Origin of the sequence: Saccharothrix syringae (assembly GCF_009498035.1) — a bacterium.
Lineage (GTDB): Bacteria > Actinomycetota > Actinomycetes > Mycobacteriales > Pseudonocardiaceae > Actinosynnema > Actinosynnema syringae.
The window spans coordinates 3,827,668-3,839,607 of record NZ_CP034550.1 but is presented as its reverse complement, the minus strand read 5'-3'; the positions used below and the strand labels follow the sequence as shown (position 1 = coordinate 3,839,607).

The following is an 11,940-nucleotide window of genomic DNA, read 5'->3' as shown; positions in this document are numbered from 1 at the left end:
GTTCACAGCTCGGTGTTGATGACCGCCTCGACCAGCACCTCGCCGTCCCGGGTGAGCGCGACGGTCCCCGCGGTCCGGTCCAGCCGGACCAGGCCGCGCGCCTCCAGGGCCAGGAACCGGCCCAGCCACGGCTCGGCGAACAGCGACCGCCCCGGGAAGCGCCGCCGGTGCAGGGCGTCGTCGAGCGGCCGGAGGGTGGACAGCGCCATCTTCACCGCGCGCGACTCCTGGGCCTCGGGCGTGAAGCGGGTGGCCGACCCCAGCGGCACCCGGCCCGCGCGCACGGTCTCGGCGTACCGCCGGGAGTTCACGTCGGTGATCGCCTCCGAGGCCCGGCAGCTCGAACTGCCGCCCAGCCCGATCGCCACCTCCGGCTCCTGCCGGTCCTGGTCGACCATGATGGACTTCCACTTCTCCGGCCCCAAACCGGCGCGGGCGAAGTACATGGTGGGGTGCTCGGCGTAGCCGTCGGCGCGCAGGCCCTCGGTCAGCAGCTCCCGCATCTGGTACTGCTCGCCCAGCGTCGGCCAGCGGTGCCCCCGGCGGACCAGCCGGTCCCGGTAGTCGGGCAGCTGCCAGGCGGCGGGCTTCTCCCCCGTCACGCCGGTGCGCGAGTCCGCGTAGGACGCCAGGTGGAGCTTGGTGCACACCACCGCGGGCACCTCGTGCTCCAGCACCACGTCGAGGTCGCGGCGGACGCTGTCCGCGGTCTGGTCCAGCAGGCCGTACATCAGGTCGATGCTCACCCACTCGAACCCGGCGGCCTTGGCGTTGCGCACGAAGTCGACGCACATGGCCGACGTGTGCTCCCGGCCGCTCTCCCGCAGCACGTGGTCGTCGAAGGACTGCACGCCGCTGGACAGCTTGGTGCAGCCCAGCCCGCGCAGCAGCTCCAGCTTGGCCGGGGTGAACGTGCTCGGGTCGCCCTCGAAGCGGATCGTCGAGGCCGCGGTGAAGCGGAAGTTCTCCCGGTAGAAGTCCAGCAGGCGGCGGATCTCCGGCTCGGGCAGCAGCGACGGCGTGCCGCCGAAGACGTTGAACTCGCCGACCTCGGCGCGGGCCAGGTTCGGCACGGCGGCCAGCCACAGCCGGGCCTCCGCGATGTTGAGGTCCACCCAGTGCGCGGCCCGCTCCCGGGTGACCTCCGGCGGACCCTTGACCACCACCACCGGGTACTGGCAGAACCGGCACCGGTAGGCGCAGGTGGGGATGTAGGACCACAGGTGGATGGGGCCGCCGGCGGGTAGCTGCGCGTCGAGGTCGGCCAGGAACGCCTCGGGCGCGTAGCCGGGCACGTTGCCGGGGAAGACGTGCGCCCCGAACGGGTCCTCCTTGACGTAGTCGAGCAGGTGCCGGTTCTCCGGCGCGCCCAGGGCGTCGAGCACCGCCGGGCGCGGCCACGCGGGGTCCAGCACGTGCAGGGAGTCCACGGCCTGCTCGTAGGTCAGCGCCATCAGAACACGCCCCCGTTGCCGAAGTGGTTGTGCGCCTCGCCCGACTCCCGGTCCTCGCAGTAGTAGCGGACGAACTCGGTGAACCGCTCGGGCGGCACGTCTCGCAGGCACGGCGGCAGCGGCGGCGGGTAGCCGATGTCCTCGCCGACGTGCAGGCGCAGCCGGGCGAAGATCTCGTCGGCGAACTCGAAGTACAGCCGGTACGAGGGCGTCTTGTAGGAGTGGATCGGCGCGAAGTCCAGCACCCGCATCTCGTCCCGGATCTCGGCGATGCGCCGGCCCAGGCGGGCCGCCAGGTCCGGGCCGAAGAACGCCACGACCGCCTCGTCCTCCAGCAGCGACGGGGTGAGCAGCACCGGCAGGACGACGTTCTTCGGCGTGAAGTCCTTGATGGAGAAGTCCCACGCCAGCCGGGCCTGCTCCGCGGTCAGGTCGCCGCCGGCGCCGGCCGGTGGTTCGGGGCGGATGTCGCGCATGACGATGATGCCGTCCGAGCCGTAGGCCCGGCCGGTGATGACCTCGTCCAGGGCGTGGTCGATGCGCCGGGGGTTGATCTCCACCCGCGACCGCGGCGCGTAGGTGATCCCCCCGCCCGCGTTGGCGACCTTGATGCCGAAGTCCCAGTCGTCGGACAGGTGGTTGACGAACCGGCCGCCCTGGAGCTGGTAGAACACCTCGATGCCGCCGACCCGCTCGTACGCCTCGCGCTCGACCGCGAAGCCCTTGCCGTCGGGGAAGCCGCCGAACAGGGAGAAGGTCACCGCGCGGCACCGCAGCGTGCGCTGGATCGCGTCCCACAGCCGGGGGCGGCCGGTGAAGTGGTCGGGGTTGTAGTAGTAGTCGCAGACGGCGATGGCGGCCTTGGAGGTCTCCATCGCGGCCAGCAGCTCGGCCAGCCAGTGCGGGTCCACGCGGCAGTCGGCGTCCGCGGAGACCAGGTAGAAGCGCTCGTCGACGTCGGTGCCGGACCGGTTGCGGCTGCGCGCCGCGGCGAACTCCATGCCCGCCCGGCGGGCGCACGACACGCCCTGCTCCGGTTCGTGGATGACGTGCACGGCCAGGTCGGGGTGCGCGGCGGCGAACTCGCGGGCGATGGCGGCGGTGTCGTCGGTGGAGTTGTTGTCCACCAGCACCACCTCGTACAGGTCCCGGTCCAGCGGGCCGTCGCCGTCGCGCTGGTCGTGCAGCGTGCGCAGCACCTCGCGCAGGGTGGCGGCCTCGTTGTAGACCGGCAGCACGACGCTCATCCGCGTGCGCGGCCCCATCGGCGGCGGGTAGAGGCGGTCGAGCAGGCCGCCCGCGACCGACTCGCCGAACAGCGCCTCCCCCAGCTCCCGGTTGTGCTCGACCACTTCGGCTCGCTTCCCCTCGTCGGTGATCAGCTCCGCCACCTCGTCGGCGAACCCCGGCGTCGGCAGGTCGTGGACCCGCACGTCCAGCACCGGCGCCCGGAAGCCCCGGTCGCCGTAGACCTCGTCGTACAGCTCGTACCGGCTGGTGGCGTACGGCGTGCCGGACGCGACGGCCTCGCTGACCGGGTTGCCGTAGCTCTCGTAGTCGTAGGAGGTCAGGAACGTGACCAGGTCGGCGTGCGCGAGCAGGTCGCGCACCGAGTACCGCCCCGCCACCCGCGTGTCGTACGGGGTCAGCCAGCCGCCGAACACGACCCGGTCGCGCACGCCGAGCCGGGTGGCCAGCGCGGTCAGCCGGGCGTGCTCACCCGGCGCCTCGTCCACGTCGCCCGCGACGAACAGGTGGGCGTCGAGCCGGTCGGCCAGCAGCGCCAGCAGGTGGATGTCGCGGTCGACGCGCTTCTGCGGGATGACCCGGGTGATCCGGGCGAGCAGCGCGGCGCCCTCGGGGATGCCGTGGTCGCGGCGGAACCCGGCGTTGCGCTCGTCCACCTCGGCGGTGCGGCAGGTGAACGCGTTGGGCAGCACGTCGATGGTGGTCAGGTCGGGCACCCAGTCGAGGGTCCGCCTCCTGGCGTGCTCGTGCAGCGCGAAGTAGTGGACGTGCGGCGAGTTCCGGGGCGCGGGCGTGGCCGGGTACGGGAACCGGCCGTACTTCGCCGCGCCGGGCTCGCTCTGCCACATCAGGTCGTGGTCGCGCCACAGCACGAACCGGCCGAGCCGGTGGCGGGCCCCGTAGCGCTCGATCGCCCGGTAGAGCGCCCTGGTGTAGGTGATGTTCTCCGGCAGGGTGCCGTTCTCGACCACGACCAGGGTCACGCCGAGCCGTTCCCAGGTCCGCTCGATCCGGTCGGCGACCCCGGCGGCGACCCGGTCGACCTCGCCCAGCAGCGCCGGGTCCCCGCCCTGCACCACCTCGGCGAGCACCCGCTCGACGAACGACCGGTCGTAGCCGGGCACGTCCGCCAGGCCGTCGACGCGGTCCAGCCGCACCCAGTCGGGGAAGAGCGCGGCCTCGTCGCGGTAGGGGCGGAAGAAGGCGTCCTTGTCGGCCTTGATGTCGTAGCCGAGGTCGAGGTGCACGGAGTAGGCGGTGCCCGCCGCCAGGCGGCGGGCGGTCTTCAGGAACTCGACGACCACACCGGACAGCGGGGTCGCGTCGAAGGAGACACCCCAGAGCACCGTCATCGGCAATGACCCCAGCGTCGGCTGCGCGAGCCCTTGCGACGCTACCCGGAACGAAGTCGATCGCGTACGTTGCGTGACGGCCCGGAAGCGAGTATCGGTCACTTCGGCCCCGTGGCGGTGCGGGACGGTGATCGGCCAGGTCAGCGCGTTGCCGAGGGGGGTTTCGATCGGTTCGGCGGTGTCGGCGACGGCACTTCGGCACCGCGCAACCGCGGCCCTTTCGGGCAGGGGGCGGGGGCGGTCGGTCCGGGATGCGCGCTTCGGTGATCACCTGACACCATCGGGCCATGCGCAGCTCACTGCTCGACCACGCGGAGCGGTCCGTCGAACCCGGCAGCTTCCAGCTCCAGAACGACCGCATGCTCAAGGTGGACCTCACCGGCACCGGCGGGTTCTTCTTCGCCAAGCAGGGTTCCATGGTGGCCTACCAGGGCGACGTCGACTTCGCCTACGAGGGCAGCGGCGGCATCGGGAAGCTGTTCAAGAAGGCTTTCACCGGCGAGGGCATGTCACTGATGAAGGTGTCGGGCAGCGGTGACGTCTTCCTCGCCCAGGACGCCGACGAGGTGTTCATCGTCCACCTGGAGGACGAGGGGGTGACCGTCAACGGCGGCAACGTGCTGGCGTTCGAGAACACGCTCAAGTGGGACATCAACCGCGTCGAGGGCGCCTCCGTGCTCAGCGGCGGCCTGTTCAACACCACGTTCACCGGCACCGGGGCCCTGGCCATCACGGCGTACGGCACGCCGGTGGTGTTGAACGTGGACGTGCCGACGTACGTCGACATGCAGTCCGCCGTCCTGTGGTCCACGTCGTTGCAGTCCTCGATCCGCCGGACCGCGAAGCTCGCGGCGGCCATCGGGCGCGGGTCGGGCGAGGCGTACCAGCTCGCGCTGACCGGGCGGGGGATCGTCGTCGTGCAGGCATCGGAGGGGCACCCGAAGCCGGCGGCGCAGTAGGAGGGGCGTCTCGTGCCCAACCGCTCGGGGGAGCGCCGGGCCGGCGTGGGGGGCGGGACCGGGTTGGAATCGGGCGCCCCCTCCCCCACTCGACCCGACCACCACCCGCCGAAACGCCCAACCGCGCAAACTTCCACCCCGGACGTCAATACACGTCCGACCGAATCACCGCACGACAGCACCCCCGCACGCGAAAGCGCACACCGAACTACCACCCCTGCCAACAGAGGACCCGACTACCACGTCAAAACCGTTCTTGCGCTTAATCGGAATTCACCACGCCAACCACCCCGCAACCACCCGCCCCCAGGTCTCGACAAGGTCAGTTGATCGATCAAGGCCCCCGATAGCGACCCCCCGTACCGACCGTCCCAAGTAGACATATGGTATTGCATTTCACACCCATTGCTCCATCAGGGGGAGACTGCCACCACCACTTGGCGTCCGGCGAAGTCCCGTGATAAAGATCTGAACCTGCTGACGCCCTGTATCCGGCAGCTCCGCACCAGAGGAATTGATGGACCAACAAACACTCGCGGTGGCGTTCTGGTTCGCGCTCGCCGTCGCGCTGATCTCACTGTTCCTGCTGGTACGCCGGCACCGCACGACCCGCGCGCTGCTGGTCCGGGCCGAACGGGCCGAGGCCCTGGTGCGGCTCCGCGCCGAGGAGGAGCAGCACCTCGTCGACGCCCGGCTGCCCGCCCTGGCGGAGTCGCTGAACCACCGGCCCGTCGAGGTGCCCGGACCGCGGCACCCGGAGGTGGGCGGGGGCCACGAGCCGGTGCTCGCGCTGTTCACCGACTCGGTCCGGCAGGCCACCGAGCGGGGCGAGCAGTCGGCCCGCGCCACGCTCAAGTCGATGATGCGCGCGGTGCAGAGCCTGGCCAACGAGCAGCAGGTCGCGATCTCGGCCATGCAGGAGCGGCACGACGACCCGGACGTGCTCGCGGGCCTGATGCGGATCGACCACATGAACTCCCAGCTCAACCGCCGGGCCCAGGCCACCGCGGTGCTCTGCGGGTCGTGGCCGGGGCAGCAGCGGTCGGCGTCGTCGCTGACCGACGTGGTGCGCGGCGCCACCTCGCGGATCCGGGACTACCTGCGGATCAACGTCCCGGCCGAGTCGGACGTGGCGGTGGTCAGCCGGGCGGTCGAGCCGGTCGTGCTGGCCGTGGCCGAGCTGCTCGACAACGGCGCCCGGCACTCGCCGCCCAACACCAGCGTCGAGGTCAACTTCCAGCAGGCGCACAACGGCATGGTCGTGATGGTCGACGACGGCGGCGTCGGCATGACCGTCGAGGAGCTGCAGCGCGCGGCCCGGCTGCTGGCCGGGGACGGCTCCAGCGACATCAACCGGCTCGGCGACCCGCCGCAGGTCGGGTTCGCGGTCATCGGCGTGCTGGCCAAGCGCTACGGCTTCCGCGTCTCGGTGGACACGCGCTCGCCGTACGGCGGTGTGCGCGCGGTGGTGTTCCTGCCGAACGAACTGCTCACCCGCGTCAGCAGGCCCACCATGCCCGACAACGCCGTCGCGCTGCCGCCCGGGCAGCCGACCGGGCGCACGACCGAGGACGACGCGGAGCCGGCGCGCACCCCCAACGGCCTGCCCCGGCGCCGGCGGGTGCGCACCGCCGACCAAGCCGCCCCGGTCGCCCAGGCGGCGCCGGACCAGCGGGTCGCGACCGGGCTGGCCGCCTGGAAGCGCGGGACCGACTCCGGCCGCGCCGTTGTCCCGCCGACCGTCGCTGAAGGGAATCCCCAGGCATGAACACCTTGGGCTGGATGCTCGACGACGCCCTGAAGATGCCGGAGACGCGCCACGCGGTCCTGCTGTCGGCCGACGGCCTGCTGATGGCGCACTCGGCGGGCATCGACCGGGACGACGCGGAACGCCACGCCGCCGCGATGTCGGCGCTGCAGTCGCTGGCCCGCGCCACGGCCGAGTTCTGCGGCCAGGCGGGCGCGGACTGGCGGCAGACGGTCAGCGAGTTCGCCGGCGGCTTCGTCTTCCTCGCCGCCGCCGGGCCGGGCGCGTACCTGGCCGTGTCGGCGACCGACCGGGTGGACATGGAGGCGGTCTCCTTCCGTATCCAGGAGCTGGTGCAGCGGCTGGGCAAGGAGCTGACCAGCCCGCCCCGACAGGACGCCGGCAGCCCGGCGTGAGCGGCGAGAGGCGGTTACGCGGCCTGGTCCGGCCGTACGTGGTGACCGGCGGCCGGGCCCACGCCAGCCGCAACACCCTCGACGCGGTCACGGTCGTGATCGCCACCCGCGAGCAGGTCTCCGGGCTGTCGCCGGAGAAGAAGCGGCTGATGGAGCTGTGCCGCGGCGGCGCGCTGTCGGTGGCCGAGATCGCCGCGCACCTCTCGCTGCCGATCAGCGTGACCAAGGTGCTGCTGTCCGACCTGGTCGACAGCGGTCACATCGCCACGCACGCCGCGGTCTCGCACACCGCCCGCCCCGACGTGAAGCTGCTGAAGGACGTGCTCGATGGCCTCCGCGCCCGCCTCTGACGGCGTCTACCTGCGCGACACCGTGCGGACGGCGGTGAAACTGCTGGTCGTGGGTCCCTTCGCGGTCGGCAAGACCACCTTCGTCGGCACCCTGTCGGAGATCCGCCCGCTGCGCACCGAGGAGACGATGACGCAGGCCGGCGCCCTCGTCGACGACCTCGCCGGGGTCGACGGCAAGTCCACCACCACGGTGGCGCTGGACTTCGGCCGGCTGACGCTGAGCGACGAGCTGGTGCTCTACCTGTTCGGCGCGCCCGGCCAGCAGCGGTTCATCCCGATCTGGAAGGACATCGCCCACGGCGCGCTCGGCGCGCTGGTGCTCACCGACACCCGCCGCCTGGAGCAGTCCTTCGAGGTGATGGGCCTGCTGGAGGAGCTGGGCATCCCCTACTCGGTGGCGGTCAACACCTTCGACGGAGCGCCCGCCTTCCCCGGCGAGGAGCTGCGGGACGCGCTGGACCTGCTGCCCGAGACCCCGCTGGTGTCCTGCGACGCCCGCGACGCGACCTCGTCCACGCGGGCGCTCGTCACCCTCGTCGAGTACCTGCTGACCCGCAACCAGGAGAACGCGTGACCTCGCAAGCCGCCCCGGGGCAGTCCTGTCCCGCGCACCGCGACCGGATGCCCCTGCACGGCCCCGGGTTCGCCGCCGACCCGGCCGCGACCTACCGGGCCCTGCGCGAGCACGGGCCGGTCGCGCCGGTCGAGCTGGCGCCCGGCGTGCCCGCCACCCTCGTGGTGGGCTACTCCGCCGCGCTGGACGTGCTGCGCAACCCCAACGCGTTCCCGCGCGACCCGCGGCGGTGGCAGGCGAAGATGCCGCCGGACTGCCCGGTGCTGCCGATGATGATGTACCGGCCCAACTGCCTGTTCGCCGACGGCGCGGCCCACGCGCGGCTGCGCGCCGTGGTCACCGACAGCCTCGCGCGGGTCGACCCGAACGCGCTGCGCGGCCAGGTCGAGGCGACCGCGGACCTGCTGATCGCGCGGTTCGCCGGCAACGGCGAGGCCGACCTGCTCGGCGAGTACGCGAAGCTGCTGCCGCTGATGATGTTCAACCACCTCTACGGCTGCCCGCGGGAGCTGGGCGACCGGCTGGTGGTGGCCATGCGCAACATCTTCGACATGGTCGAGCCGGAGCAGGCCAACGCCGAGCTGACGCAGTGCATGCTGGAGCTGGTCGCGCTCAAGCGGCAGCGGCCCGGCCAGGACATGCCCTCGTGGATGATGGCCCACCCGGCGCGGCTGACCGACGAGGAGCTGATCCACCAGCTCGTGCTGCTCATGGGCGCGGGCACCGAACCCGAGCAGAACCTGATCGCCAACGCCATCCGGCTGCTGCTGGCCGACGACCGGTTCGCGGGCGACCTCTCCGGCGGCAGCCTGCCGGTCGAGGAGGCGCTGGACGAGGTGCTGTGGACCGACCCGCCGATGGCGAACTACTCGGCGAGCTACCCGGTCGAGGACACCGACTTCGCCGGTGTCCGGCTGCCCGCCGCCGAACCGGTGGTGATCAGCTTCGCCGCCGCGAACAACGACCCCGTGCTGGCCGGCCAGCAGCGCTCGGGCAACCGGGCCCACCTGGCCTGGAGCGCGGGCGTGCACTCCTGCCCGGCCCAGCAGCCCGCCCGGCTGATCGCGTCGGTGGCGATGGAGAAGATCCTCGACGCCCTGCCCGACATGCGGCTGGCCGTGCCCGTCGACGAGCTGGTCTGGCGACCCGGCCCGTTCCACCGCGCGCTCACCGCGCTCCCCGTGCGTTTCACCCCGGTATCCGTGCCCGTCCAGCCCGACGAGTTCCCTGGAGAAGACCGATGGAACGCACAGCCGACCACCCCGGCTCCCTCGACCGACCCACACCCGTCGACCCCGTCGCCCTCGACCCCGTCGCCCTCGACCCCGTCGTCCTCGACCCGACCGGTCGGGACATCCACGCCGAGTCCGCGGCCATCGCCGCGCGGGGACCGGCGACGCTGGTGGAACTCCCTGGCCGGGTTCTTGCGTGGTCGGTGACCCGCCAGGACGACCTGCGCGCGCTGCTCGGCGACCCGCGGGTCTCCAAGGACCCGCGGCAGCACTGGCCCGCCTACACCAGCGGCGCGATCTCCGAGGACTGGCCGCTGCACCTGTGGGTGTCGGTGCAGAACATGTTCACCGCGTACGGCGGCGACCACCGGCGCCTGCGCTCGCTGGTGGCCAAGGCGTTCACGGCGCGGCGCGTGGCGGCGATGCGGCCGTGGATCGAGCGGATCACCGAGCGGCTGCTGGACGAGCTGGACGCGGCGGAGCAGCCGGTGGACCTGCGGGAGCGGTTCGCCTACCCGATCCCGATCGAGGTCATCTGCCAGCTGTTCGGCGTGGCGGACGGGGCGCGCGAGGACCTGCGTGAGGTCGTCGACGGCGTCTTCGACACCACGATCACCGCAGAAGCGGCCCAGGCGAACGCCGTGCGGCTCTACGGGATCATGCACGAGCTGGTCGCGGCGAAGCGGGAGAACCCCGGTGACGACCTGACCAGCGGCCTGATCGCGGTGCGCGAGGACGACGGGTCCAGGCTGGAGGAAGCCGAGCTGGTCGACACGCTCATCCTGGTGATCTCGGCGGGCTACGAGACCACGGTGAACCTGCTCGACCAGGCGATCACCGCCCTGCTGACCCACCCGGAGCAGCTGGCCGCGGTCCGCGCGGGGACCGTCGGCTGGGCGGACGTGATCGAGGAGACCCTGCGCTGGCAGGCGCCCGTGGCGAACCTGCCCCTGCGGTACGCGGTGGAGGACGTCGAGGTCGGCGGCGTGGTCATCCGCAAGGGCGAGGCGATCCTGGCGGCCTACGCGGCGGCGGGCCGGGACCGGTCGGTGCACGGTGAGTCCGCCGACGAGTTCGACGCCACCAGGGCCGACAAGACCCACCTGGCCTTCGGCCACGGCGTCCACTACTGCCTGGGCTCGCCCCTGGCCCGGCTGGAGGCCGAGGTCGCCCTGCCGGCCCTGTTCGCCCGGTTCCCGGGGATGGAGCTGGCCGTGGCGCCGCACGAGCTGCGGCCGAGCCAGTCCTTCATCTCCAACGGCCACGAGTCGCTGCCGGTGCGGCTGAAGTGACCACGGCCCGGGGCGCGTCGACGGCGTTGGCGCGCCCCGGATCGCACGGCCTGTCGCCACCACGTTGTCGCGGGCCACCGGACCACTGTGGAATTTGTCTGGCAACCACCCGCTTGTTACGGTCCGGCCCATGCGAATTGGGGGGATCATCCTCGCGGCCCTCGTGCTGGCCGGGTGCTCGACCGCACCCGCCGCCGCACCTCGGGCCGGCACCACACCGAACAGCACCACCACCACGACCACCAGCAGCACGCCCGCCGCACCCGATCCCGCGTTGATCGAGTCGCGGTTGGTCAAGGCCCAGCTGCCCGACGACGTCCTGACCCCCTTCGGCTTCACCCGCCTGGAATCCGCCGAGCAGAAGAACTCCCGGATCATGGAGTGCCTGGCCGAGTTCCCCACCGACGGCGCGATGTCGATGACCCGCCTGTCCAAGAGCTGGCTCAACAAGCCGGCCTTCTCCTACGTCGACCAGTTCAGCGTCTCCTACCGCCGCGTCAGCGCCGCGGCCGAGACCGTGCGGCACGCCCGCGAGGCGCTGGAGTGCCAACCGTTCAAGTTCGGCGGTGAGGGTCCCTTCACGCCCGAGCGCGAGGTGACCCTGGCGCCGCTGGGCGTGGACGCGCAGTTCGCCGCCTGCCACACCTCGGACGTCATGCGGGTCTGCGAACTCGTGATGAGCAAGAATGACCTGCTCACCAAGTTCTCCTTCTACGGCCCGCAGGAGGCCGACGCCGTCGGCACCCTGGAGAAGGCCGCCCGCGCGACCGCGCCGCTGCTCGCCGGCTGACGGCACGGCACCGGCCGCCGGAGCCGGCCGGCGGTGTCGCGGCACGCGGCGGGCAGCACTTCGGCGACCCTCCCGGTGGGCAGGCCCGCCCGCGTACGGCAGTTGGGTGCACTCGACGACGTCCGCGGCGCCCCCGGCGTACTCGCGGTAGCCGTTGGCGTTGCGCCCCGGCACCGGCAGGCCCTGCTCCACCCGGTCGCGACGCGGTGGCGGGAGCGCGGCGTCGAGGAGATCGCGGGGCTGCCCTCCGAGGCGACCGGCACGCCGTGGCACCACGAGCACGCCGACCCGCGGCGGTTCCACGACACCGCGGTCGCCGCCGGTGCCGACCCGTCTCCATGTCGTGCGTGCGCAACGTCTCCGAGCGCACGCGGGACGGTTCGCCGGTCGAGCCGGCAGACGTGTTCGGCACCATCGGGGCGGTGGCCGGGCGCCCGGCGACGTCGCCGCGCGACTTCCGCGGCGCGAGCGCGCGGTGGTCGCGCCGGACCCGGTCAGGGCGACCCGACCACCGCGCCTCCCCGCC

10 protein-coding genes are annotated in these 11,940 nt (G+C 72.4%); 8 read left to right on the top strand and 2 right to left on the bottom strand.

The features are described from left to right. Window positions 1–2: 2 nt before the first annotated feature. Window positions 3–1,454, bottom strand: a complete 1,452-nt coding sequence (locus tag EKG83_RS17015; RefSeq protein ID WP_033434027.1) for a radical SAM protein — start codon at window positions 1,452–1,454, stop codon at window positions 3–5. After that, complete coding sequence (locus EKG83_RS17010; RefSeq protein ID WP_228122650.1) at window positions 1,454–4,054, bottom strand: glycosyltransferase; 2,601 nt, start codon at window positions 4,052–4,054, stop codon at window positions 1,454–1,456. The genes EKG83_RS17015 and EKG83_RS17010 overlap by 1 nt, the downstream gene beginning before the upstream one ends. 287 nt (window positions 4,055–4,341) lie before the next feature. Between EKG83_RS17010 and EKG83_RS17005 the strand changes: the two genes are divergently transcribed. From EKG83_RS17005 to EKG83_RS16970, 8 genes are all read left to right on the top strand, one after another. Beyond that, complete coding sequence (locus tag EKG83_RS17005; RefSeq protein ID WP_033434028.1) at window positions 4,342–5,013, top strand: AIM24 family protein; 672 nt, start codon at window positions 4,342–4,344, stop codon at window positions 5,011–5,013. 517 nt (window positions 5,014–5,530) lie between these two features. Then, entirely contained in the window at window positions 5,531–6,781 is a 1,251-nt protein-coding gene (locus tag EKG83_RS17000; RefSeq protein ID WP_033434029.1) for an ATP-binding protein, read from the top strand. Next, window positions 6,778–7,176: a roadblock/LC7 domain-containing protein gene (locus EKG83_RS16995; RefSeq protein ID WP_033434030.1), complete on the top strand. Its 399-nt coding sequence runs from the start codon at window positions 6,778–6,780 to the stop codon at window positions 7,174–7,176. Before EKG83_RS17000 ends, EKG83_RS16995 begins: the two co-directional genes overlap by 4 nt. Beyond that, complete coding sequence (locus EKG83_RS16990; protein WP_033434031.1) at window positions 7,173–7,526, top strand: DUF742 domain-containing protein; 354 nt, start codon at window positions 7,173–7,175, stop codon at window positions 7,524–7,526. The genes EKG83_RS16995 and EKG83_RS16990 overlap by 4 nt, the downstream gene beginning before the upstream one ends. Continuing rightward, a complete protein-coding gene (locus tag EKG83_RS16985) occupies window positions 7,504–8,100 on the top strand; it encodes a GTP-binding protein (protein WP_033434032.1) in 597 nt (198 codons plus the stop codon). The genes EKG83_RS16990 and EKG83_RS16985 overlap by 23 nt, the downstream gene beginning before the upstream one ends. Next, complete coding sequence (locus EKG83_RS16980) at window positions 8,097–9,539, top strand: cytochrome P450 (RefSeq protein WP_228122649.1); 1,443 nt, start codon at window positions 8,097–8,099, stop codon at window positions 9,537–9,539. The genes EKG83_RS16985 and EKG83_RS16980 overlap by 4 nt, the downstream gene beginning before the upstream one ends. Further along, the gene (locus tag EKG83_RS16975) at window positions 9,536–10,624 is read left to right on the top strand and encodes a cytochrome P450 family protein (protein WP_407690762.1); all 1,089 of its coding nucleotides are present in this window, start codon (window positions 9,536–9,538) and stop codon (window positions 10,622–10,624) included. Before EKG83_RS16980 ends, EKG83_RS16975 begins: the two co-directional genes overlap by 4 nt. 130 nt (window positions 10,625–10,754) lie before the next feature. Further along, window positions 10,755–11,414, top strand: coding sequence for a hypothetical protein (locus EKG83_RS16970; RefSeq protein WP_153278175.1), 660 nt, complete (start codon window positions 10,755–10,757; stop codon window positions 11,412–11,414). The last annotated feature ends 526 nt before the right edge of the window (window positions 11,415–11,940 follow it).

What these genes read in the sequence shown, in the direction of transcription:
- EKG83_RS17015 (WP_033434027.1), bottom strand. Translation starts at nt 1,454, where the DNA reads ATGGCGCTGACCTACGAGCAGGCCGTGGACTCCCTGCACGTGCTGGAC.
- EKG83_RS17010 (WP_228122650.1), bottom strand. Translation starts at nt 4,054, where the DNA reads ATGACGGTGCTCTGGGGTGTCTCCTTCGACGCGACCCCGCTGTCCGGT.
- EKG83_RS17005 (WP_033434028.1), top strand. Translation starts at nt 4,342, where the DNA reads ATGCGCAGCTCACTGCTCGACCACGCGGAGCGGTCCGTCGAACCCGGC.
- EKG83_RS17000 (WP_033434029.1), top strand. Translation starts at nt 5,531, where the DNA reads ATGGACCAACAAACACTCGCGGTGGCGTTCTGGTTCGCGCTCGCCGTC.
- EKG83_RS16995 (WP_033434030.1), top strand. Translation starts at nt 6,778, where the DNA reads ATGAACACCTTGGGCTGGATGCTCGACGACGCCCTGAAGATGCCGGAG.
- EKG83_RS16985 (WP_033434032.1), top strand. Translation starts at nt 7,504, where the DNA reads ATGGCCTCCGCGCCCGCCTCTGACGGCGTCTACCTGCGCGACACCGTG.
- EKG83_RS16970 (WP_153278175.1), top strand. Translation starts at nt 10,755, where the DNA reads ATGCGAATTGGGGGGATCATCCTCGCGGCCCTCGTGCTGGCCGGGTGC.